This window comes from Patulibacter sp. NPDC049589, assembly GCF_040675535.1.
In the GTDB taxonomy this organism is placed as follows: Bacteria; Actinomycetota; Thermoleophilia; order Solirubrobacterales; family Solirubrobacteraceae; genus Patulibacter.
Window position 1 is genome coordinate 1 of the sequence record NZ_JBFAPC010000095.1, and the last position, 22,523, is coordinate 22,523.

Below are 22,523 nucleotides of genomic sequence, written 5' to 3' on the forward strand. Positions count from 1 at the left end.
CAGGAGGGACGCCGCCGCGCGCGGATCGCCGGCCTCCGCGATCGCGCGGACGACCGCCACGCGCGGCGCGCCGGCGCGCAGCACCGCCCCGATCGTCGTCGTGTCGATCCCGCCGATCGCGACGAACGGCAGCTCGCGCGACGCGGCGTGGGGGATCAGGCCGGTCCCGATCGCCGCGGTGCCGGCCTTCGTCGGCGTCGCGTGGATCGGGCCGACGCCGATGTGGTCGGGGATCGCGCGCGGGTCGCGGTCCGGTCCGCCGTCGTGGGCGGCGTCGATCTGCTCCGCGCTGTGCGTCGACAGGCCGATCAGGAGGTCGTCGCCGACGATGCCGCGGGCCTCGGCGACCGCGAGGTCCTCCTGGCCGACGTGGACCGCGTCGGCGCCGCCGGCCAGGGCGAGGTCGGGCCGGTCGTTGAGGACCAGCAGCGTCCCGGTGATGTCGCAGAGCTGGCGCAGGCCGCGCAGCGCGGCGACGAGCTCGTCGTCCGTCGCCGCCTTGTCGCGGACCTGCACCGCGTCGACGCCCCCGGCGATCGCGTGGGTCGCGACGTCCAGCAGCGTGCGCCCGTTCGGCGCGAGCGGCGCCACCAGGTACAGGTGGACGGCGGAAAAGCGCGCGCGACGCTCCTCGGGGGTCATGGCGCAGCAGTGTGCCAGCCGGGCGGCGCCGGGGACCCCGCACGGACGAGCGCCCGGGGCCGACGGGTCAGGCCGGCGGGGGCGGACCCTCGCCGCCCGGGTCGCCGTCGCCCGAGCGCGGGGGCGACCGCGGGAACCGCTCCTCGTACGGGTCCGGGTCGCCCGGCGTGCGGCGCCCGTCGTCGCGGTCGGCGGGGTCGACCCACGGCTCGACCTCGTTGCCGGAGTAGAACCCGTTCCACGGCGTGGACCAGCGCTCGGGGAACGCCGACCAGGCACCGCCGGTGACGCCGACGATGATCGCGAGCTCCAGGAGCAGGGCGCCGGCGCCCTCCAGATCGCCGACGCGGACCACCACCTGCGCGAGCGGCAGGGCGACGAACAGCGTGACGACCGCCAGCAGCACCGCGCCGCCGGTCGTCGGGATGCGATCGAAGAGCCGGCGCTTCACCGGCGCGGACACTGGTGGCGGGGACGCACCGACCCAGCCTCCCACGGGTGGGTCCGCCGCGGGGCCGGTCGAGGGCGGGTGGCGCGGCCGACGGAGAGCGTCCGGCGGGCCCCGGGCGCCCGGGGGAGACGCCGGGGCGGCGAGGTCACCCGTGCACAGCGAGCTACCATCGGGAGCAGCCATCCGTGGCGGGAGCCCATCCGGGCTGAGAGGGGGACGTGACGTCCCCGACCGCCGAGCCGCCCGGTCATGCGGGCGCGCGACACGCCATGCCCGCCGCCCCGTCCACCGACCGCCCGACCGACGTCCTCGTCGTGGGCGCCGGGCTCGCCGGGCTGCCGGTCGCGCTGGAGCTCGCCCGGCGCGGGGCGACCGTCCGGGTCGTCGACCGGGGCGCGCCCGGGTCGGGGACGAGCCACGTCGCCGCCGGGATGCTGGCGCCCGTCACCGAGGCGGAGCCCGACGACCCCGAGCACCTCGCCGTCGGCCGGGCCGGCCTGGAGCGCTGGCCGGCGTTTGCGGCGTCGCTGGCCGCCGAGTCCGGCATCGACCTGCCCCTGCACCGCGCGGGGACGCTCGCGATCGCGCGGGACCGCGACGAGGCCGAGGCGCTCGCCCGCTTCGCCGGCGTCTGCGGGCGCTTCGGCCTGCCGGTGCAGCGGGTCCTGCCGAGCGCCGCGCGACGCCTGGAGCCCGCCCTCGCCCCGACCCTGCGTGGCGCCCTGTCGATCCCGGGGGACGCCGCCGTCGACCCGCGGCGGATGGTCGAGGCGCTCGTCGTGGCACTGCGGGAACGCGGGGTCGGGGCCGTGCGCGGCACGGTCGACCGGCTGCTGGTGGAGGGCCGGCGCGGGGCCGCCGCCGACGAGAGGACGAACACCCGCGACGAGCGCGTCGCGCTCGGCGACGGGACGGACCTCCGCGCCGGCGACGGGACGGTCCTGCGCGCCACCGGCGTCGCGCTCGACGACGGGACGGTCCTGCGCGCCAGCGCGGTCGTCCTCGCCACGGGGTCGTGGTCGATCGGCGGGATCCCGGAGGGCGCCCGCGTCCCGGTCCGCCCGGTCAAGGGCCAGCTCCTCGTCCTCCGCGACCCGTCGGGGCCCGGCCTGGTCGAGCGCGTCCTGCGCTTCGGTCCCGGGTACCTCGTGCCGCGCGGGGACGGCCGCTACGTCCTGGGCGCGACGACCGAGGAGCGCGGCTTCGACACGACCACGACGGCGTGGGCGCTGCACGACCTGCTGCGCGACGGCTTCGAGCTCGTCCCCGGGCTGTTGGACCTCGAGGTCGAGGAGACCCTCGCCGGCCTGCGCCCGACCACCCCCGACGCGCTGCCGGCGATCGGCCCGGCGGCCGGCGTCGACGGCCTCTGGTGGGCGACGGGCCACCACCGCAACGGGGTGCTGCTCGCGCCGCTGACCGGCGAGCTGGTCGCGGCGGCGATGGCCGGAGAGGACCCGGCCGACGTCGCCGCCCTCGTCGCCCCGGCGCGCTTCGCCGGCCGGCGGTCGCCGGGGCCGGGTGCGGTCTCCGCCGATCCGCCCGCCCCGCCCGGCCCCACCGATCCGCCCCGTCACCCCGTCCCGGAGGACGCCCGTGCCTGAGACCGTCACCGTCAACGGCGAGCCGCGCGCGGCCGCCGGCCGCTCCGTCGCCGAGCTCGTCGTCGACATGGGCCTGCCCGCCGACGGCCGCGGCGTCGCGGTCGCGATCGGCGGCGAGGTCGTCGCGCGCGGCACCTGGCCGTCGCGCGCGCTGGTCGCGGGCGAGCTCGTCGAGGTGCTCGTCGCGATGCAGGGCGGCTGAGCCGCCGGGCCCGACGGCGTCGTCCGGCGCTCGCGAGGGCGGCCCCCGCGTCGCCTTCGTCGCCTCGAACCGAGGCGTGCACCGCCCGCGCGGCCGCGGACGGTCGCTACGCGTGGGGCCGGCGCCCGGCGGACCTACCCCTTGTCGCCGAGGTTCTTGTTCAGCCAGTCGGTGACGGTCTTCGCGGCGCCCTCGGCCTGGCCGGCGATGTCCTTGAACGCGCCCTGGAACTTGTCGCGGTAGTGCTCGGCGGCGGCCTTGGCCTCGGCGCGGACGTCGGGGTCCTCCTCGCCGCGCTTGGGGTAGACGCCGTCGCGGATCCGCTCGTAGTCGCCGCTCTTGACCCAGTCCATGAGCTCGTGCGCGCGCTTGACCGACAGCGGGTGGGTGGAGCCGAGCTCCAGGCTGATCTTCGTCCGCAGGCCGATCCCCCGGCTGCGCTTGCCGTAGTCGTCGGCCTGGGCGAGGAAGGCGCCGAGGTCGAGGCGGTCCGCGGCGGTGCCGGCCGACAGCGACATCAGGGTCTTGCAGACGAGCAGCGGGTCCTGCACGACGAGCGCGGCGATCCGGTCGCAGGTGAGCTCCGCCGCGCGGGACCACTCCAGCAGCGCGTTGCGGACCGCCATCAGCGGCAGCGCGGTCGGCAGCGACTTGTTCAGGACGCTGCCGCCGAGGCTCATGATGATCTGCAGCACGGTGCCGTAGAGGACGTGGTCGCACATCACGTGCGCGGCCTCGTGGGCCAGGACGACCTGCTGCTGGGCGGGGTCGAGCTGGTCGATGACCTGCGAGTGCACGAGCACCAGCGGGTCGCCGGCGCCGATCGTCAGCGCGTTGGAGAACGGGAACGCCGCGAGGTACAGCTCCGGCGTCCGCGGCAGGTCCAGCGTCGTGTACGCGCTGCGGTGCAGGTTGTAGATGTCGGGCAGCTGCTGGTGCGACAGCCGCACGGACGACGCGAGCAGGTTCTGCCGCAGCGCCCGCTCGTAGCCGAGCTCGATGAGCTTGCGGGCGATCGCGTTGATCCCGGGGATCGTGTTCAGCGCGGCGGTCGCGGCCCGGTCGGCGGGGTGGCGGAGGATCTGGGGGTCCAGCTCCTTCAGCACGTAGCCGGGGACGGGGAGGTCGTCGTCGTCGCCGCTCATGGGCCGAGGCTACTGGCCGGTGAGCGGCTGCACGCCACCGCCGGGTGAACCGGCAGCGGGCCGGACGGCTCGGGCGGCGACGATCGGTCGCGCCGGGAGCCGGCGCCGCCGCGCGCTGCGGCTCGCCGGCCGCGGGGGCTCAGGAGCAGCGGGGGAGACCGCCCACGCGGGTGCCGTCCTTCCACGGCTCGGTCGGGCCGTAGTAGGACCCCTGCATCCAGAGGCGATCGGCGGAGCCCGCGTCGCGCAGCACCGTCCGGATCTCGCCGTCCCGCCAGCGGGAGGGAGTCTTCGAGTCGACCTGCTGCTCCGCGGCGCGACGCGTCACGACGGCCCAGATGCCGATGCCGTGCGTCGGGGCGTCCTGGCTGCGGCTCGTCAGCTCGCTGACCGTGCGCACCCACCACGGGCCGTCGGTGCGGTGACGCTCGCGGCAGGCGTAGTGCCGGAACGCGTCGCCGCGGACGTACTCCCACGAGCCGCTCGGTCGGGCGTCGGCGACGGACGGGAGCGCGAGGACGGAGGCCGCGAGCACGAGGGCGGAGAGCGTCGCGGTGCGGCGGGGGATGGTGGGGGCCATGCGGGAATCCTACGAGGCGCCTTGCCGCTCGCCGTAGCCGGCCGGCAGGACCCGGATCGTCCGGAGCGCCGGGTCGGCCGCGCCGTGCAGCCGGGCGCCGGCGTCGACGAGCCGGCGCAGGTAGGTGACGATCTCGGGCGTGACGCGCTCGCCCGGCAGCAGGGCCGGGATCCCCGGCGGGTAGCCGGCGATCGACTCGCACGAGATCCGGCCCTCGGCCGCGGCGAGGTCGGCGTCGACGGTCTCGCCGGGCCCGAGGAACGCGTCCCGCGGCGGCAGCACCGACACGGCGTCGGGCGCCCGCGGCGCGGGGACGGTCGTGCCGCCGCCGGGCCGGCGCAGCCGCGAGGCGATCTCGTCGAGGTCCCCGCCGACCCGCTGCAGGGCGACGGGGTCCTCGCCGATCCCGAGCAGCAGCACGACGACGGCGTGCGTGGCGAGCTCGACGTTGACGTCGTAGCGCTCGCGCAGCGCGTCGGCGACCTCGTAGCCCGTGCGGCCGATCCCGCGGACGTCGACGACGACCCGCAGCGGGTCCCAGCCGCCGACGCCGGGCATGTGGCGGACGTCGGCGTCGAGGACGTCGAGGCCCTCGGTGCGGCGGATCTTCACGTGCAGCGTCGCGACGGAGGCGATCGTCTCGTGCAGCATCGCCTCGCCGTGGACGGCGATCTGGCGGCGCGCGGCGTCGAGCGAGCCCATCAGCAGCGACGACGGCGACGTCGAGCGGAGCAGCCGCAGCGTGCGCGCGACGGCGTCGATCGGGACCCGGCCGGTGTCCGCCACGTGGAGCATCGCGCTCTGCGTCAGCGACCCGGCGATCTTGTGGGTGCTGGTGAGGACGGCGTCGGCGCCCAGGCGCAGCGCGCTCTCGGGCACCCCGGGATGGAAGCCGAAGTGCGGCCCCCACGACTGGTCGACCACCAGCGGCACGCCGGCCTCGTGGGCGACGTCCGCCAGCGCCGAGATGTCGGCGGCGATCCCGTAGTAGGTGGGGGAGACCACGAACGCGGCCCGAGGGATGTCGTCCCCCACCCGCCCCGCGGCCAGCGCGGTCCGCAGTGCCTCGGCGGCGACGCCGAGTGCCATGCCGAGGTCCTCGTCGTACTCCGGTGCGACGAAGGACGGGGTCCCGCCCGACAGCACGAGCCCGTCGACGATCGACGCGTGCGAGTTGCGCTGCACGACGACGTGGGCACCCTGCGGCGCGAGCGCCAGCGTCAGCGCGTGGTTGCCCTGCGTCGCCCCGTTGGTGAGGAAGAACGTGCGGGCCGCGCCGTGCGCCTCGGCCGCCAGGGTCTCGGCGCGCTCGTACGGCGTGGGCGACTGGCCGGCGTCGACCCCGTGGATGTCCTGCGGGATGTCCAGCGCCAGCGCGTTGTCGCCGATCCCGTACCGCAGGCCCGGGTCGGCGCTGCGCCCGCCCTTGTGCCCGGGGACGTGGAACCGCGACGCCCCGCGCAGGCCGTAGGCGACGAGCGCGTCGAAGTAGGGAGCGGTGGGCTGCGGGTCGGTCACGATCTCCGCAGACGGTACGGGTCGGCCCGGTCCCCGAACGCGCGACGGACCGCCGACGATCCGGGGGCGGGAGGCGACGCGGCGTCGCGTCACCGGGCCCGGCGGCGGAAGGGCGGGCTGGCCGTCCGGGCCGGCGCCGACGGGCACGCGCCCTTCACCCGCGCGCGCCGTCCGTCGCCGACCGCGAAGATCGGGCGATGCCGACCCTCCCCGACGGCCGCGGCGTTCGCGGGCTGACGATCGACGCGATGGGCTGCCTGGTCACGCTCGAGGATCCCATCCCGGCGCTGGGCCGCCTGGTCACGGATCGGGGCGAGCCGCGCGGCCGCGACGCCCTGAAGGCCGCGCTGAAGGCCGAGATCGCGCACTACCGGGCGCGCCACGCCGACGCCCGGGACGCCCCCGCGATGCGGGGCCTGCAGCGCGAGTGCGCGGAGCTGATCGCCCGCGAGCTCGCTCTGGCGACGCCGGTCGACGAGGCGTTCGTCGACGGCTTCCTCGCGACCCTGGAGTTCACCGTCCTGCCGGGCGTCGTCCCCGCGCTCCAGCGCCTGCGGGAGGCCGCGGTGCCGATGGTCGTCGTCTCCAACTGGGATTGGGGCCTGCCGCAGCACCTCGAGCGGCTCGGCCTGGCGCCGTACTTCGCCGGCGTCGTGACGTCGGGCGGCGAGGGCGTCGCGAAGCCGGACCCGCGGATCTTCGCCCCGGCGCTCGCGATCCTCGGGCTGCCGGCGGACGCGGTCGCGCACCTGGGCGACGAGGACGTCGACCGCGACGGCGCGGCGGCCGCGGGCCTGGCCTTCCTGGAGCCGCCCGTGGCGACGCTGCCGGAGCGGATCGGGGTGGCCTGAGGCCTCCGGGCTGCGGCCCTCGACTCGCGGCCTCGCGCGCGCCGCCCCTCGGGCCCGTGCCTCGGGCCACCGCCTCGGGACCTGACCCCAGCCCTGGCCGCCGACCCTCCTCGCGCGCCACCGCCTCCGGCGGTGCCTCGGGTCACCGCCTCCGGCCCCCCTGGCGGACGACGCACGTCGGTCGCCGCGTCATGTTCCTGGTGATTGGATCCAGTCACCAGGAACATGACGCCGTGGACGACGGGGTGATCCCGGCGCGGCGCGGCCGAGGGCGACCGTCGACCCGCCGTACCCTGTGGCGATGCCCGCCGAGTCCGCCCCGACCGTGCAGTCCCCGGCCCGCCTGGCGCCAGGCGCCGATCCGCTGACGATCGCCGGCCGCACGTTCTCCTCGCGCCTGCTGCTCGGGACCGGCGGGTTCAGCCGGATGAGCACGCTGGAGGAGGCCGTCGCGGTTTCGGGTACCGAGCTCGTGACGCTCGCGCTGCGCCGCGCCGGGTCGGGTGGCACCGACATCGAGGGCTCGCTCGTCGACGCGCTGGTCCGGGCCGGCGTCGCGTTGCTGCCGAACACCGCCGGCTGCTTCACCGCGCGCGACGCGGTCCTGACCGCGAAGCTCGCCCGCGAGGCGTTCCGGACCGACTGGGTGAAGCTCGAGGTGATCGGCGACGACCGCACGCTGCTGCCCGACGCCGTCGAGCTGCTGGCCGCGGCCGAGGAGCTCGTCGCCGACGGCTTCGTCGTCCTGCCCTACACGACCGACGACCCCGTCCTGGCGCGCCGGCTGGAGGACGTCGGCTGCGCCGCGGTGATGCCGCTGGGCTCGCCGATCGGCTCCGGCCTCGGCATCCGCAACCCCCACAACATCGAGCTGATCGTCGAGCGTGCCGGCGTGCCGGTCGTCCTCGACGCGGGCATCGGCACGGCGTCCGAGGCCGCGCTGGCGCTCGAGCTCGGCTGCGACGCCGTGCTCTGCGCGACCGCGATCAGCCGCGCGGAGGACCCGGTCCGCATGGCGCGCGCGATCCGCCTGGGCGTCGAGTCCGGCCGCCTGGCCCGCGGCTCCGGCCGGATCCCGCGGCGCACCCACGCGCTGCCGTCGACCCCGGTGGCGGGCACGCCGGACCTCTAGCCGCCGTGCTGCTGCCCGCCCTCCACCCGCTCGCCGCCGCGACGGTCACCGTCCCCCTGGGGCTCGACCTCGCCGCGGTCGCGGTGGGCGCGGTCTTCGGCGCGCTGGTCGCCGTCCGTCGCGACCTCGACCTGACCGGGACGATCGGCCTGGCGGTGCTCGGCGGCCTCGGCGGCGGCGTCGTGCGGGACCTGCTGCTGAACCAGATGCCGGTGGCGCTGACGAGCGACTCGTACCTGCCGGTCGCGCTCGGCGTCGGCGTCCTGATGCTGGTGCTGCACCCGCACGCGGGGCGGCTGGACGACCTGCTCGACCTCTTCGACGCGTTCGCGCTCGGCCTGTTCGCGATCGTCGGCGCGTCCAAGGCGCTCGACGCCGGCCTCGGTCCGGTGTCGTCCGCGGCGGTCGGCGTCGTCGCGGCGACGGCCGGCGGGGTGCTCTGCGACGTCCTCTCGGGTCAGCGGCCCTACATCTTCGGCCCGGGGCCGATCTACGGCCTGGCCGCGGCGGCCGGCAGCGCCGCCTACGTCGCCGTCGACCGGATCGCCGACAGCGTCGCCGCCGGGATCGTCGTCGCGATGGTGATCACCGTCGGGCTGCGGCTGCTGGCGGTCCACCGCGGGCTCGCGACGCGGACGGCGGCCGAGGTGCGGCTGGGGCGCGGGCGGCGGGGATCGACCGGGGGAGCCGGCGCGGAGGGGCGGCCGTCCCCCGACGTCGTGCTCGTCGACGACGCCGACACCACCTCGGACCCGCGATGATCCCCGCATGACCGGAATCGACGGCGAGGCGCTGCAGGGCCGGGTCGTCCGCACGCTGGGCAGCCGCGACCGCCAGGCGGTCGCGGCCCTCGTGACGCACGACGTGCACTACGAGGACGCGTTCGTCGACGTGCCGCTGCTCGGGCCCGACCGGCTCGCGGACCACCTGGCGATCGTGTGGTCCGCGATCCCCGACGTCGCGTTCGAGACGACCGGCCCGGTGCTCCACGACGGCGACCGCATCGTCGCGCTGCCGATGCGCCTGGTCGGCAACCACACCGCGTCGCTCGCGGGCATCCCGGCGACCAACCGCTTCGTGCACGTCCACGGGATGCTCGTCCTCGAGCTCGACGCGACGGCCCACCGGGTCCACCGCGCCCGGCTCTTCTCCGACCGCTACGCCGCGTCGGTCCAGCTCGGCGTGCTGCCGCAGTCGGGCACCGTCGGCGACCGCGCGGTCCGCGCGATCCAGGGCTTCGGCCTGCTCTGGGGGAAGTAGGGGCGGAGGGGGCCGCCACGAGACGTGGCGCCGGTCCTGCGGCGCTGCTGCTCGCGGGCCCGACCGGCGACGGGAGTCCGGCGCGCCACGACGACGGATCAGTCGGGCGCCGCCGGGATCGCCACGTCGACGGCCAGCGCCGGGTGGTCGGACAGCGGGCCCCGGTCGGGCCGCGACGACGGGCCCGCCGCGACGACCCCACGACCGAGCAGGTGGTCGACGTCGCGGCTGGCCAGCCGCGACCAGCCCGTCGGCAGGGTGGCGTCGACCGCGGCGGGCCGCAGGTTCAGGTCTCCGCCGAGGAGGACCGGGCCGCTCCCCGTCGCCCACGCCTCCATCCGCCCGAGCGCCAGCGCGACGTCGAGCGGCGGCCCCGCCGGGCCGGGCGTCTCGCCGGGGTGGGGCGGCTCGGCGTGGACGTTGCCGACCCACATGCCGTCGACCAGCACGGCGTGCACGACCCGCCGCTCGGGCCACACCCGCAGCCGGCGACGGGCGTGGGCGGCGATCCGCAGCGGCGGGCGGACGAGGATCGAGTCCGCACCCCCGCCGTTGCTGCGCAGCAGGTCCGGCCGGCGGGATGCGATCGCACGGCGCAGCGGGAGCAGCGCGTTGCGGGACGTCAGGACCGTCCGCGCGTCGGCGCCGCAGGCCCGCGCCAGCAGCGGCGGCCACCACGGCGGCACCTCCTGCAGCAGCGCGACGTCCCACTCCCACCCGGCGAGCGTCGCGGCGAACTCGTGCAGCAGCGGGCGCCCGGCGGGCGGCACGGCGCGGCCGTGGAAGAGGTTCCAGGTGAGGACGCGCACGGCGGGACGATCCTCCCCGATCCGCGGCCGTCGGGCGCGATGATCTAGCCTCGCCCGGTGACCACCGTGCGCCACCTGCTGACGGGGACCGAGCTCTCCCGGGACGACCTGCTGGCCGTCCTCCGACGTGCGCACGAGCTGAAGGCCCACGACGTCGCGGTCGGCGGCAACCCCTCGGGGGGCCCCACGCACCCCGCGAGCCTCGCCGGCCTGTCGGTCGGCTTGATCTTCCAGAAGCCGTCGACCCGGACCCGGATCTCCATGGAGGTCGGCGTCCACGAGCTCGGCGCGCACCCCTTGCTGCTGCGCCCGGACGAGATGCAGCTCTCCCGGGGCGAGTCCGTCAAGGACACCGCGCGGATCCTCTCGCGCCACGTCCACGCGGTCGGCATCCGGACGAACAAGGACGCGCTGCTCGAGGAGCTCGCCGCCGAGGGCACGATCCCGGTCGTCAACCTCCTCACCGACGGACACCACCCCTGCCAGGTCGTCGCGGACCTGCTGACGCTGCAGGAGGCCTTCCCCGACCGGCTCTCGGAGGACGGCGGCCTCGACGACCTGCACCTCGCGTACGTCGGCGACGGCAACAACGTCGCCCGCTCGATCGCGCTGGTCGGCTCGATCGCCGGCCTGCAGGTCACGGTCGTCGCGCCCGACGGCTACCAGCTGGCGGCGGGCGAGACCCCGGCCGTCCTGGCGTCGGACCCGGCGACCGGCGTCGCGGGCGCGGACTGCCTCTACGCCGACGTCTGGGTCTCGATGGGGGACACCGACAGCGACGAGCGGCGCGCGGCCCTGCGCGACTACGGGCTCGACGACGCGCTGCTCGACGCCGCGGCACCGGGCGCGATCGCGCTGCACTGCCTGCCCGCGCACCCGGGCGAGGAGATCTCCGCCGAGGTCCTCTACGGCGACCGGCAGCGGATCTGGGACCAGGCGGAGAACCGCCGCCACGCCCAGAAGGCGCTCCTGGAATGGGTCCTGCGCGCGGGGCCCTTCCGCGACGCCGCTTGAATCGTCGGATAGGCTCGGCCGATAGTCGACCTCCTGCACGCGGTGAAGCGATGAACGACGGGCCCCCTCAGGACGCTGCCCGCCCCGGCCCCGGTGCTGCGGGCGACGACGGCGCGGACGCCCGGGACGACGCGTTCCTCGCACAGCTGGCCGGCCTGCGCCGGTCGATGGCGCAGAGCGTGATCGAGACCGGCGAGCGGGTGCAGGAGACGGTCGAGGACGCGGTCCGGCGCGGGCGCATGACCCGCAAGGACGCCCAGGAGCTCGCCGGCGCGATCGTCGCGGCGAGCAAGCGCCAGAGCGACGAGATCCGCCAGGAGCTCGAGGCCCTGCTGGAGCGCGGCCGGCGACTCGGCCGCCGCGCCGAGCCGGCCCCGGAGGCCGAGCCCGTCGCGATCCCGATCGAGCGCACGCCCGACGCCGTGCGTACGCTGCCGATCGAGCGCTACGACGAGCTCACCGCCGTCCTGGTGCGCAAGAGCCTGAAGGGCCTGTCGCCGGACGAGCTGCGCGCCGTCCGGACGCACGAGGCGTCGCACGCCAAGCGCAAGACCGTGCTGGACGCGGTCGACCGGCTGCTCGACGCCTGAGCCAGGCTGAGACGACACCGGACCTCGTGGGGCCCGGACACCGTGATGTCCGGACCCCACGCCCGCGCGTCCCTCAACACGCGGGGGCGGTCGGTTCCCTCGTCGCCGGCCGGCCCTCACACCGGGGACGGCGACGTGTCGTGATCGCGGAGAAGCGCGGGTCGCCCGTCGGCACCGTGCCCGGCTCCCGTGCCCCACCGCCCGTCCTCTCGGATGGGCGGCCTCATGGCGGCTCGGTCGCGGGGCTCATGCTCCGGAGCGGTCTCGGGGAAGAGTTCGGTTACCCGAACTTCTCCGACCACGGGAGGAACATAGCGCACCGCGACGCCGAATGCCAACGTCCCGGATCGGGATTCATTCGGGCACCCTTCCGAGGTCTCGCAAGCGCCGTCAGGGAGCCGGATCCGCGCGCACGTGCGACCCTTGGTCCATGTCCGAGGAGACCTCCCACACCGACCCCGCCACCGTCGCGGACGCCTCGTCCGACGTCGTCGGCGGGGCCGACGCGGGCGTCACCGGCGCCGCGTCGCCCGAGACCGGCTCGGTCGCCGAGGCGGCCGTGAGCGCGGTCGAGGGCGCGTCCGGCACCACGGAGGCGCCGGACGACGTCGCCGACGCGGTCGCCGCCGGCGCCCCGGCCCCCGGGTCCGACGGCGCCCCGGTCGACCCGCGCGAGGCGCCGCAGCAGGCGCCCGCCAAGCGCCAGCGCGCCCCGCGTCCGCACCGCGGCGCCCAGCTCGAGCTCCGCGTCGAGACCCTCGCCCACGGCGGCAACGGCATCGCCCGCACGCCGGACGGCTGGGTCGTCTTCGTCCGCGGCGGCATCCCGGGCGACGTCGTCCTCGGCACGATCACGAAGCGCAAGAAGGACTACGGCGAGGCCGTCATCGACGAGGTCCTCGAGCCCTCGCCCGAGCGGATCCCCGCGGTCGCCCCGCACCCGGGCGCCCCGTGGCAGGTCCTCCCGTACGAGCGCCAGCTCGAGATCAAGGCCGGCCAGGTCGAGGACGCGCTGCGGCGCCTGGGCGGTCACACGGACGTCGAGATCGAGCCGATCGTCCCGTCCGTCGAGCAGTGGCGCTACCGCAACAAGCTCGAGTACTCGTTCGGTGAGGACCAGGACGGCACGCTGAAGCTCGGCTTCCACGCCGCCGGCTCGTGGCAGGACATCGTCCACATCGACGACTGCCTGCTGGCGTCCGAGGTGGGCAACGAGGCCCGCAACCACGTCTACCGCTGGTGCGTGGACCAGGGCCTCTCGGCCTACGACCGCAAGCTCCACCAGGGGCTCCTGCGCAACCTCGTCGTCCGCGAGGGCACGCGCACGGGCGAGCTCCAGGTGCGGATCGTCACCTCCGTCGGCGAGTTCGACGTCATGAGCCTCTCGCTGTACCTGCAGGAGCACATGAGCGTGCCGATCACCGGCCTGCTCTGGACGCAGATGAGCCAGGTCGGCGAGACGACCTACGGCGGCGACACCGACCTCGTCTCCGGCGGCGCGTACATCCACGAGGAGATCTGCGGCCTGCGCCTGCGGATCTCGCCCGAGGGCTTCTTCCAGACGAACACCGTGATGGCCGAGCGGCTCTACGAGCTCGCCGCGGAGTTCGCCGGGCTCGAGGGCTGGGAGCGCGTCTTCGACCTCTACTGCGGCTCCGGCTCGCTCGGCCTGACGCTCGCGACCAAGGCCGGCGAGATCATCGGCGTCGAGATCGTGAAGGAGTCGATCCAGGACGCCGCCACGAACGCCGAGCTCAACGACATCCGCAACGCGAAGTTCCTCGCGTCCGACGCCCGCACGGGCCTGCCGGACGCGATCGAGCTCGCCGGTCGCCCCGACGTCCTGATCGTCGACCCGCCGCGCGCCGGCCTCGGCCCGCGCGTCTGCAAGCGGATCGTCGAGGCCCAGCCGAAGCGGATCGTCTACGTCTCCTGCAACCCGACGACGCTGGCGCCGGACGCGCAGCGCATCGTCGAGGGCGGCTACGTCCTGCGCAAGGTGCGCCCGGTCGACATGTTCCCGCAGACGCCCCACGTGGAGTGCGTCGCGGTGCTGGACCGCGTGGCCTGAGGCCACCGCCGCGCGAGGCGCGCGCCGGGACCCGGCGGATCCCGGCCCGTGAGCGGCGCCGAGGTGGCGCCGGGCGGGCGTCGGGGCTACTTCGGCTGCTCGTTCTCGAGGGACGAGCGGTCGGCGCCGCCGGCCGTCGCCAGGGTCTGGTTGAAGCGGTCGATCAACTCGGCCAGCTGGGCCACGTCGCCCTCGTCCCAGTCGGCCAGGCGGCCCGACAGGAAGGTGATGCGGGCCTGGCGGACGTGCTCGCGCTCCTTGCGGCCCGCGTCCGTGATCGAGACGATCGTCGCGCGCCGGTCCTCGGTGCTGCGGGTGCGCTCGACGAAGCCGCGGCGCTCCAGCGGCGCGATCTGCCGGGTGACCGTGGAGGCGTCGAGGTCGAAGGCGAGGGCCAGCTGGCTCATCGTCTGCTCGCCGCGGGTCTCCAGCAGCGCGAGCAGCAGGTAGCCGGACCGGTCCAGCGGTGACCGGGCCACGTCGAGCGACGCGACGCGCACGCGCTCCGACCGGCGGGCCAGGATCGCCAGCTCCAGCTGGAGATGGTCGATCGGGTCGTGGAGTCGCTTCGCCGCCATCGGCGCCGAAGGGTACCGGACTTGCAGGGTGCAAGGACGTGGGGGCGAGCGGCACGGCGCCATGTCGACGCCGTGTGCGTACACCGCAGGCGTCGGCGGGCGTCGCGCGAGGGTGCCGGCGGCGGGGTCCCGGACCGTCCGCCGGGTAGCGTGGAGGCCATGCGTGCCGCCACCATCCGGGACGGCGAGATCGTCGTCGCCGAGCACCCCGATCCCGTCCCCGGCGTCGGCGAGGTCCTCGTCCGCGTGCACGCGGCGGGCCTCAACGGGGCCGACCTCCTGCAGAAGTCCGGCCGCTACCCCGCGCCTCCCGGGCACCCGCAGGACATCCCGGGGCTCGAGTTCGCCGGCGAGGTCGTCGGCCGCGGTCCGGCCGCCGAGCGCTTCGCCGAGGGCGCGCGGGTCACGGGCATCACGGGCGGCGGCGGGCAGGGCGAGCTCCTGACCGTCCACGAGCGGCAGATCACCCCGGCCCCCGACGGCCTGGACTGGGTCCAGGCGGGCGGCTTCTCCGAGGTCTTCACGACGGCGCACGACGCGATCGTCACCCAGGCGGGCCTGCGCCCGGGCGAGCGCCTGCTGATCCACGGCGCCGCGGGCGGCGTCGGCACCGCGGGCGTGCAGCTCGGCCACGCGATCGGGGCGCACGTCACCGCGTCGGTCCGCAGCCGGGAGCTCCACGACGGCGTCGCGGCGCTCGGCGCCCACGAGGTCGTCTTCCCGGACCTGCTCGCCGACCGCGACCACGAGGTCGAGCCGTTCGACGTCGTCCTCGACCTCGTCGGCGCACCGAACCTGGCGGTCAACCTGCGCCGCCTGGCCATCGGCGGCCGGATCGTCGTGATCGGCGTCGGGGGCGGCGCGAAGGGCGAGATCAACCTCCACGCGCTGATGAGCGCCCGCGGCCGCATCATGGCGTCGACCCTCCGCGCCCGCCCGCTGGAGGAGAAGGCCGCCGCGGCCCGCCGCATCGAGCGCGAGGTCCTGCCGCTGGTGGAGCGCGGCGCGATCACGGTCCCGGTCGCGGCGAGCTACCCGCTGGACGACGCGGCGGCGGCCTACGACCGCTTCGCCGCGGGCGGCAAGCTCGGCAAGATCGTGCTCGACCTGGGCTGACCGCGCCCCGAGAGGGGGCGGGATCGCGAGGCGCCGAGGGGGCTGTGCGCGGGGTGGTGCGACCGCCGGGAGCGGGATGGTGCGGCGAAAACCGGCCGGCCGGGCGCGAGAGTGCGCTGCTCCTTCCTGAGGACGAAGGAACGCACTCTCGACTGGGAAACCGTTCGTGATGCGGGTTGCGGGGCCGAACGTTCCGCCGGGGGAATCGAGCGCGCGGTGCTCCTCCGTGAGGACGAAGGAATGCACTCTCGACTGGCGGCGGCGATTCGCGAGGCCGGAGCCGGGGCCGCGGCGCCGTCCGCGGCGTCGAGAGTGCGTTGCACCACCCAGAAGCCGAACGAACGCACTCTCGACCCCCACGCCGTGGTCGACCGCGGCGCCCTCGCCCCTGGTCGCCGCCCGCGCCCGCCGCCCGCGCCCGCGCCTGCCGCCCGCGCCCGCGCCTGCCGCCCGCGCCCGCCGGCGCCCGGCGCCGCCCGCCCCCGCCCCCGCCGCGCCGAATCGGCACGACGGCGACGCACAGTGGGCACGCCGTGGAGCACACGCTCAACGCCGTCGCCGCGACCATGTGGGCGTGACCGGCATCGCGCTCTCCCACCCTCCGGTCCCGACCGGGCTCGGTCCGGATCGGGTCATCCGGTGGTTCGCCACGCGGCAGGCCGGGGTGGTCTCCCGCGCGCAGATGTTGGCGGCCGGTCTGACGCGGAGCCAGATCGACGGGCGCATCGCGCGGGGGATCCTGATCCGCATGCACCAGGGCGTCTACGACGCCGGGGCTGCGCCTCTCGGCCTTCGTGGCCGCCTCTTCGCCGCGCTGCTCTCCGGGCCGCCGGACGGCGTCATCAGTCACCGATCTGCCGCGGTCCTTCGGGGCCTCTTGCCGGACCGGCCGGGCCCCGTGCACGTGACCAGCGGGAGGGCCCGTCGACCACACCCGGGCGTCCTGCTCCACCGCTCCACGACGCTCGTGCGGACGGCGACGGTGGTCGACGGGATCCCGTGCGCGTCGATCCCCAGGACGCTGGTCGACGTGGCAGCCACCGAGGGGGCGGTCGCGGCCGAGCGCGCATGGTCGTCGCTCTCCGGCCGTCGGGCCCTGGATCCGCGACGGATCGAGGACGAGCTGCGGCGCTCGGGTGGACGACGCGGGACGCGGGTCGTGCGGATGCTGCTCGAACGTCACCGCCAAGCGGTGACGGGACGTACCCGCAGCACCCTCGAGGACGACGCGCTGCGGATGTGCGCCCGGTACGGCCTGCCGATGCCGCGCAGCAACCACCTGATCGAGGTCGACGACGACACCACGTACGCGGCGGATCTCGCGTGGGTCCCTGAGATGGTGGTTGCGGAGCTCGACGACTGGTCGACGCACGGGGACGTCGAGTCGTTCCGGAACAACCGGCGGCGGGACTTCGACCTGGAGCTGGTCGGCTGGAAGACGGTGCGACTCCTCGGCCACGACGTCACTGACGACGCGGCCGAGACGGCAGATCGGCTCGAGCGGCTCCTCGCGCGGCGGAGGGCCGAGCTCGATCGGGCCGGTTGAGCGTCGAGAGTGCGTTCGTCCGCCCCAGAGGTGGAGCAGCGCACGGTCGAAGTCCCACGCGCCGGAACGCACCGCCACGAGCCGTACCGCCCCGGTGGAACCCTCCGCCCGCGGACACGCCCCACGCCCGCGGACACGCCCCACGCCCGCGGACACGCCCCACGCCCGCGGACACGCCCCACGCCCGCGGACACGCCCCACCCTCGACCCCGCGGCCTCCGCCGGGTGCGCACTCGACCCTCGGAACGCCCCGCCCCGTGACTCCGCGGCCTCTGTCTCGGGCGCACTCGACTCGCGGATCACCCCGCCCCACGCATCCGCGACCGCCTTGGGCGTGGTGACGCCGTCAGCCGCGCTCGATGCCGCCCGCCCGCAGCCAGGTCGGCAGGCGGTCGGAGCTGGCGACGAGGAAGCCCGCCGCGACGAACGCCGTGAACGGCATCGCGTGGTCGGTGCGCCACTCCAGCAGGTAGGCGAGCAGCAGGCCGACGGTCATGCCGACGGCGGTGCCCGCGGGGCGCAGGTGCTCCCGCACGGCGTAGCCCTGCAGGGCGGCGAGGAAGAGGATCGTGGCGATCGAGACCTCGGCGGCGCCGGTCTGGGCGCTCCACGAGGGGATCTCCAGCACGAGCGGCTCGCCGCCGGGCAGGGGCGTCGGCCAGGTCTTGACCGCGGCGCCGGAGAGCGTCGTGACGAGGTCGACGCTGCCGATCACGAGCGGCAGGCCGATGACGAACGCGCCGAGGTCGAAGATCCGGGCGAACAGGAGCCCGAGGGCGATCGCCAGGAGGGCCTCCGGCAGCGTGCCGCCGCCGTGGGCGCCCACGGCGCTCGTCGCGGCCGTCAGGAGCAGCCCCGCGGCGGCCAGGGCCCCGAGGAAGAGCGGCGCCCGGGTCAGCGGCGCCAGCAGGTACGTGAGCGCCCCCAGCAGCGCGAGCGGGGGCACGGCGGCGACGAGCGCCGCGCGGGCGGGCGGCTGGAGCTCGGGCAGGACCGGCGCCAGCAGCAGCAGCGCCGCCAGGGCGCCGAGGACCGCTAGTACGGGGGCAGCGAGTCGTGCCACTGACCGAGCTCCCGGAAGGCGGTCCAGAACGCCTGCTTGGCCCCGAGCTCGTCGAGGGCGTCGTCGAGGGCCGGGGTCACGAGGACCTGGCACGCGGGGGTGAACCGCTGGATCGCTCCGGGCTGGTCGCGCACCGGGGTCGAGAGCGGGACGTCGAGCGCGTTGAGGACGCCCAGGGCGTCGCTGCCGAGCACGACGATCATGCGCGGCTGGACGATCGCGATCTCCTCCGCGAGGAACGTCGTCGCGGCGGCCGGCAGCGCGCCGGTGCGGGGGAGGGGGCCGTCGGGCCACTTGTCGCAGAGCGTGCCGTAGACGGTCGACGGGTCGACCCCGAGGCGGCTGAAGCTCTTCAGGAGCGCCGAGCCGGTGCGGCCGTAGAACGCGACGCCCTCCTCGAGCTCCTCGCGTGAGGCGTGGTGCTTGAGCAGCAGCACGTCGGCCTGCGGGTGGCCGGAGCCGACGATCGCCATCGATTCCTCGTCGGGACGCGCGTCCTGCACGTCGTGGTTGAGAGCGTTGATCTCTCGGATCGCACGCTCGAGGTACTTCTCGTGGATCTCGTCGTCGGTCACGGGCATCGCCGTCCTGATTGCCCCCGACCGGCCCGCTCCCTCGCGCCTGCATCGACCGTTGCCGGATGCAGCAAGTCGTGCTGCATTCGCGGCGGAGCAGGAGTTCCGGGACGCACGGCGGACCGGGGCGCGGACGACGCCGGCCCGCGACCTAGGAGGCCGCGCCCTCTGGCGCCGTCCGGTACGGCCCGAACTGCCAGGCGTGCGGTCGCAGCTGGCCGAGCCGGCGGGCGACCAGCGCCGAGATGCCGACGGCGAGGCCACCGAAGATCCCGTCGAGGAAGAAGTGGTTGCCGGTCGCCATCACCACGAAGAGGACGACGATCGGGTAGATGCCCCAGAAGACGCGGGTGACCTTGTACTTCGACAGCCGCGCGAGCGGGATCCCGATCATCAGCGAGAACCCGACGTGCATCGACGGGACCGCCGCGTACGGGTTGTAGAGCTTGTTGAGGACGTTGCTCTGATCCGTGACGTCGACCTTCGTGAACTCGGCCACCGCGTCGTGGATACCGAGCCCGGGGACGAGCCGCGGCGGGGCGGTCGGCATCAGCACGTAGCCGACGAGGGCCAGGGTCCAGGCGCCGATGAACATGTTGCGCACGAAGCCGAAGGCCTGGTTGTGCCGCATGTAGATGTAGATCATCGCCCCGAACGTCACCGTGAACTGGGCGTTCATGTACATCAGGCTCGCCGCGTCGGAGAGCAGCGGCACGCTGCGGGCGAACGACTGGACGCCGCCCTCCATGTTCAGGTGCAGGAGGCGCTCGGTGGAGACGATCCAGTCGGCGTTCGCGAACGCCTGGCTGGCCCCGAGCTGGTCGTTGATCAGCCCGCGGGTGTTCTGGTAGAGCTTGTACGCGATCACGACCACGACGAGCTGGAGCAGCGCGTCGATCGCCCCGTTCGGCAGGAAGCGGCGGGGCTTCACCACCTGGGCGAGCACCTGGCTCTGGAGTGAGGTGCGGTGGCGGGTCAGGACGTCTTGCATCACGAGGGCGGCCGTGGAGGAGACCCCCGCGGGCCGGATGTGGCTACGCGCGGCAGTCGGCTGGCGCGGCCGTGCGCCAGGGCGCCCCGAGACGGACGCCGACGGTAACCGTACCGCGTCCGGCGGATCGGACGACCGTCCAACCTCCTGGACCCCGGGCCAGGCAGCCGCTCCCGCGGATGATCCGGAGGTACGGGCTCCACCGGATCCGCAGGTCGACGGCGCCGCGGCCCGGCGTCTCGACCACGACGCGGTCCGAGGACATCTCGGCGACGTGTGGCGCCTTGCCGCTCGGCGTCGGCGTGCCGGTCCGGGCGACCCACGATGCCAGCGCCCGGCCGCCCACCACCTGCCAGAGGGTCCAGTGCGCGTCGGCCCAGACGCGGCGCAGCCCCGGGACGCGCCCGGAGCGCAGCAGGTCGCGCTCGGCCTTCGACCGGACGTCGGCCGGCGCGTCGGACAGCGCGACCCAGCCGACGGCGTTGTCGTCGAGCCACGCGCGGTAGACACGCGGGTCCAGCGGCCCGTCGGCGTAGAAGAGCGCGTTGCGCTCGCCGTCGAGCTGGCGGATCCAGCCGCGGGCGAGCGGGACGTCCGGCGCGAGCCAGCGCGCCTCGCCGCGGCGAGCGGACGGCGGGACCTCGACGCGCGAGGGCTGCGAGCGCAGCAGCGGCAGGAGGTGGGCCCGCAGCGGCGCGTAGTAGGACTCGCCCGTCGTCGGGTCCCCGGCGGCGCGCAGCGTCTGTTGGGCCGGCGAGTAGAGCTGCCAGACGAGCAGCAGGGCGGCGACCGCGACGATGGCGGCCGGGCGGCCGCCCGGCCGGCGCCTCCCCACCGCGGCGATCAGGATCGGACCGGCAAGCAGCGTCCCGAGCCGCGGCGCGTTGCTGCCCATCGGCGTGGTGAGGACCGCGGCGAGCGCGACGCCCACGGCGTACAGCGCCGCGCCGATCCGCAGCGCGCGCTCGTCCCGCGGCAGCACGGCGACGACGGCGACCAGGGACCCGACGGCGAGCAGCGCCTCCCACGGCGCGAACGGCTGGCTGCCGCCGTTGGGGAACGCGAGCGTCAGGGCGACGGCCACGAGGAAGGGCAGGACCGTGATCGCCGCCGGCAGCCCGCGCGCGGAGCGGCGGTCGAGGCACCAGACGGCGCCGGCGAAGCTCAGGAAGAGGGCGGCCACCGGGCTCGCCAGCGGGGTCGCGACGGCGGCGGCCAGCCCGGCGGCGGTGCGCGCGGGGTTGGCCCCTCGACCCGGGCGAGGGACTGCCAGCAGCAGCGCCACCAGCCCGAACGCGAGCCCGAGCTGGAACGTCAGCCGGCCGGTCGTGAGCATCGCGGCGCTGCCGACCGCCAGCCACCAGGCGCCGGCCTCGGCGCCCCGTCCCGGCCGCAGGCGCCGCACGAGCCCCGTGAACGCCCAGGTCGAGACGGTCGCGGCGACCCCGCCGGCCGCGGCGGTCCCGACGAGCGCCCCGAGCGCCGGGAACAGCACGCTGTAGCTCGGCAGGTGGTGGCCCCCGAACCAGCCGTCGTCCCAGAGCCAGACGCCGCGGTCCGCGAGGCCGACGCGGTAGGCCTGCGCGGCGAAGTCGCCGGTCGCGGGCGTCCACAGGACGTAGGCCAGCGACAGGAGCGCGGTCAGCGCCCAGGGCGGGGGGAGGCGGCGCCGCACCGCGGGGAGGATACGGCGGGCCACCGCGCGGACGATCCGCCGTCGCGGGCGGTGGCACGGGCGGACGAGGACGGCCCGGCCCACCGCCGGGTGTCGCCGGAACGCGGCGCGGCTCGACCCCGGGCCGGAGGGGGACGGCCTCGTGGCCGGCTGCGGGGGCCTGCTGCCGGATCAGCCGCGGGTCGCGCGGCGCACGCGGCGCTCGCGCACGAGCCGGCGCGCCGGGGCCGGCGTCGCGACGGTCTCCAGGAACTTCAGCGCCTGGACGTAGACGAGCGTGCCGGACTTCGTGCGGATCTCGGCGTCCGACAGCGACGTCAGGAACTCCTCGGGCCCGTCGAAGTCGCGCATCCGCAGGCGCACCGAGCCGAGGCCCTGCGCGACGTGGCTGTCGGAGCCCGCGCCGGCGACGATCCGGTACTTGGCGGCGAACCGGGCGGCTTCTTCGTTGAACGACGAGATCGCCACGCGGGGGTTGAAGATCTCGACCGCGTCGACGTCCTCTGCGACCTCGAGCATGTGCTCGTAGTCCGGGACCGAGTGCATCCGGTCGAACGGGTGCGGCACGTAGACGAGGCCGCCCTGCCGGCGGATCTCGGCGATCGCTTCCTGGAGCGTCACGCCCTTCGGGATCTTCTCCGTGATGAAGAGGCCGATGACCTCGCCCTGGTCGGCGGTCATCACCTCCTCGCCGATGATGATCTTGACCCCGTACTCCGCGGCCTTCGCGGCCGCCTCGTGCGCGCCGGAGACCTCGTTGTGGTCGGTGACCGCGATCGCGCCGAGCCCCTGCCGGCGGGCGGCGTCCAGCAGCACCTCGACCGGCGTGGCGCAGTCGCCCGAGTGGTCGGTGTGCATGTGCAGGTCGACGTCGATCAGCGGCCGCTCGCGCAGGCGCGCGACGACGGCGGGGTCGAAGCGGCCCGGGTCGTGGCGCCGGGCCAGGAGCGCGTCGTAGCGGTCGACGACCCACGCCGTGTAGCCGTCCCAGTCGGGCTCGGTCAGCGGCTGCTCCCGCTCCCGGGCATGGACGTTCCCCTCGAGATGCTCGCCGCCGTCTCCGAGGCGGTCGGCCGGGCGGAGGACGCGGTCGAGGAAGCGGCGTGGACG

The 22,523-nt window shown here is 75.6% G+C and carries 23 protein-coding genes; 11 read left to right on the forward strand and 12 right to left on the reverse strand.

The window, feature by feature from the left end; translation table 11 throughout:
• Both thiE and AB0L40_RS17250 read right to left on the reverse strand, forming a co-directional pair.
• The coding region (gene thiE, locus AB0L40_RS17245) for a thiamine phosphate synthase (RefSeq protein ID WP_364357076.1) at positions 1-642 on the reverse strand (642 nt) is incomplete at its 3' end.
• A 67-nt stretch (positions 643-709) separates the two neighbouring features.
• Positions 710-1,093, reverse strand: a complete 384-nt coding sequence (locus AB0L40_RS17250) for a hypothetical protein (RefSeq protein WP_364357079.1) — start codon at positions 1,091-1,093, stop codon at positions 710-712.
• 269 nt (positions 1,094-1,362) lie between these two features.
• Here AB0L40_RS17250 and AB0L40_RS17255 point away from each other — a divergent pair, with 269 nt between their 5' ends.
• Both AB0L40_RS17255 and thiS read left to right on the forward strand, forming a co-directional pair.
• A complete protein-coding gene (locus tag AB0L40_RS17255; protein WP_364357082.1) occupies positions 1,363-2,697 on the forward strand; it encodes an FAD-dependent oxidoreductase in 1,335 nt (444 codons plus the stop codon).
• Positions 2,690-2,899 carry a sulfur carrier protein ThiS gene (gene thiS / locus AB0L40_RS17260; protein ID WP_364357085.1) on the forward strand — a complete coding sequence of 70 codons (210 nt, stop codon included), beginning with the start codon at positions 2,690-2,692 and terminating at the stop codon, positions 2,897-2,899. The genes AB0L40_RS17255 and thiS overlap by 8 nt, the downstream gene beginning before the upstream one ends.
• Before the next feature lie 134 nt (positions 2,900-3,033).
• On the opposite strand, the gene AB0L40_RS17265 is transcribed toward thiS, so the two are convergent.
• From AB0L40_RS17265 to AB0L40_RS17275, 3 genes are all read right to left on the reverse strand, one after another.
• Complete coding sequence (locus AB0L40_RS17265) at positions 3,034-4,044, reverse strand: M48 family metallopeptidase (protein ID WP_364357088.1); 1,011 nt, start codon at positions 4,042-4,044, stop codon at positions 3,034-3,036.
• A gap of 139 nt (positions 4,045-4,183) precedes the next feature.
• The gene (locus AB0L40_RS17270; RefSeq protein ID WP_364357091.1) at positions 4,184-4,624 is read right to left on the reverse strand and encodes a hypothetical protein; all 441 of its coding nucleotides are present in this window, start codon (positions 4,622-4,624) and stop codon (positions 4,184-4,186) included.
• 9 nt (positions 4,625-4,633) lie between these two features.
• A complete protein-coding gene (locus AB0L40_RS17275; protein ID WP_364357094.1) occupies positions 4,634-6,142 on the reverse strand; it encodes an aminotransferase class I/II-fold pyridoxal phosphate-dependent enzyme in 1,509 nt (502 codons plus the stop codon).
• A 197-nt stretch (positions 6,143-6,339) separates the two neighbouring features.
• On the opposite strand from AB0L40_RS17275, the gene AB0L40_RS17280 reads away from it, so the two are divergent.
• The 4 genes from AB0L40_RS17280 (at position 6,340) to AB0L40_RS17295 (ending at position 9,385) form a co-directional block, all read left to right on the forward strand.
• Positions 6,340-6,993 carry an HAD-IA family hydrolase gene (locus tag AB0L40_RS17280; RefSeq protein WP_364357097.1) on the forward strand — a complete coding sequence of 218 codons (654 nt, stop codon included), beginning with the start codon at positions 6,340-6,342 and terminating at the stop codon, positions 6,991-6,993.
• A 301-nt stretch (positions 6,994-7,294) separates the two neighbouring features.
• The gene (locus AB0L40_RS17285) at positions 7,295-8,125 is read left to right on the forward strand and encodes a thiazole synthase (protein WP_364357100.1); all 831 of its coding nucleotides are present in this window, start codon (positions 7,295-7,297) and stop codon (positions 8,123-8,125) included.
• Positions 8,126-8,130: 5 nt separating this feature from the next.
• Positions 8,131-8,886, forward strand: a complete 756-nt coding sequence (locus AB0L40_RS17290; RefSeq protein WP_364357103.1) for a TRIC cation channel family protein — start codon at positions 8,131-8,133, stop codon at positions 8,884-8,886.
• A gap of 7 nt (positions 8,887-8,893) precedes the next feature.
• The gene (locus AB0L40_RS17295; protein WP_364357106.1) at positions 8,894-9,385 is read left to right on the forward strand and encodes an ester cyclase; all 492 of its coding nucleotides are present in this window, start codon (positions 8,894-8,896) and stop codon (positions 9,383-9,385) included.
• Positions 9,386-9,483: 98 nt separating this feature from the next.
• Here the strand turns inward: AB0L40_RS17295 and AB0L40_RS17300 are convergent, their stop codons facing one another.
• On the reverse strand, positions 9,484-10,194 hold the full coding sequence (locus AB0L40_RS17300; protein ID WP_364357109.1) for an endonuclease/exonuclease/phosphatase family protein: 711 nt from the start codon (positions 10,192-10,194) through the stop codon (positions 9,484-9,486).
• 57 nt (positions 10,195-10,251) lie between these two features.
• On the opposite strand from AB0L40_RS17300, the gene argF reads away from it, so the two are divergent.
• From argF to rlmD, 3 genes are all read left to right on the forward strand, one after another.
• Complete coding sequence (gene argF / locus AB0L40_RS17305) at positions 10,252-11,208, forward strand: ornithine carbamoyltransferase (protein ID WP_364357112.1); 957 nt, start codon at positions 10,252-10,254, stop codon at positions 11,206-11,208.
• A 50-nt stretch (positions 11,209-11,258) separates the two neighbouring features.
• Entirely contained in the window at positions 11,259-11,798 is a 540-nt protein-coding gene (locus AB0L40_RS17310) for a hypothetical protein (RefSeq protein WP_364357115.1), read from the forward strand.
• Between the two features lie 430 nt (positions 11,799-12,228).
• Positions 12,229-13,869: a 23S rRNA (uracil(1939)-C(5))-methyltransferase RlmD gene (rlmD, locus tag AB0L40_RS17315; protein WP_364357118.1), complete on the forward strand. Its 1,641-nt coding sequence runs from the start codon at positions 12,229-12,231 to the stop codon at positions 13,867-13,869.
• 86 nt (positions 13,870-13,955) lie between these two features.
• Here the strand turns inward: rlmD and AB0L40_RS17320 are convergent, their stop codons facing one another.
• A complete protein-coding gene (locus AB0L40_RS17320) occupies positions 13,956-14,447 on the reverse strand; it encodes a MarR family transcriptional regulator (RefSeq protein WP_364357121.1) in 492 nt (163 codons plus the stop codon).
• Between the two features lie 159 nt (positions 14,448-14,606).
• Between AB0L40_RS17320 and AB0L40_RS17325 the strand changes: the two genes are divergently transcribed.
• The gene (locus AB0L40_RS17325; RefSeq protein ID WP_364357123.1) at positions 14,607-15,563 is read left to right on the forward strand and encodes a zinc-binding dehydrogenase; all 957 of its coding nucleotides are present in this window, start codon (positions 14,607-14,609) and stop codon (positions 15,561-15,563) included.
• Between the two features lie 574 nt (positions 15,564-16,137).
• A complete protein-coding gene (locus tag AB0L40_RS17330) occupies positions 16,138-17,109 on the forward strand; it encodes a type IV toxin-antitoxin system AbiEi family antitoxin domain-containing protein (RefSeq protein WP_364357125.1) in 972 nt (323 codons plus the stop codon).
• Positions 17,110-17,455: 346 nt separating this feature from the next.
• Here AB0L40_RS17330 and AB0L40_RS17335 read toward each other — a convergent pair whose 3' ends face one another.
• The 5 genes from AB0L40_RS17335 to AB0L40_RS17355 all read right to left on the reverse strand — a co-directional run.
• Positions 17,456-18,172: a hypothetical protein gene (locus AB0L40_RS17335; RefSeq protein ID WP_364357128.1), complete on the reverse strand. Its 717-nt coding sequence runs from the start codon at positions 18,170-18,172 to the stop codon at positions 17,456-17,458.
• Positions 18,145-18,753 (reverse strand): uracil-DNA glycosylase family protein, encoded by a 609-nt coding sequence (locus AB0L40_RS17340; protein WP_364357131.1) that lies wholly within the window; start codon positions 18,751-18,753, stop codon positions 18,145-18,147. The genes AB0L40_RS17335 and AB0L40_RS17340 overlap by 28 nt, the downstream gene beginning before the upstream one ends.
• Positions 18,754-18,898: 145 nt before the next feature.
• Entirely contained in the window at positions 18,899-19,738 is an 840-nt protein-coding gene (locus AB0L40_RS17345; protein WP_364357140.1) for a phosphatase PAP2 family protein, read from the reverse strand.
• Between the two features lie 43 nt (positions 19,739-19,781).
• A complete protein-coding gene (locus tag AB0L40_RS17350; RefSeq protein WP_364357134.1) occupies positions 19,782-21,413 on the reverse strand; it encodes a hypothetical protein in 1,632 nt (543 codons plus the stop codon).
• 171 nt (positions 21,414-21,584) lie between these two features.
• A partial coding sequence (locus tag AB0L40_RS17355) for a PHP domain-containing protein (protein WP_364357137.1) occupies positions 21,585-22,523 on the reverse strand: 939 nt, incomplete at its 5' end.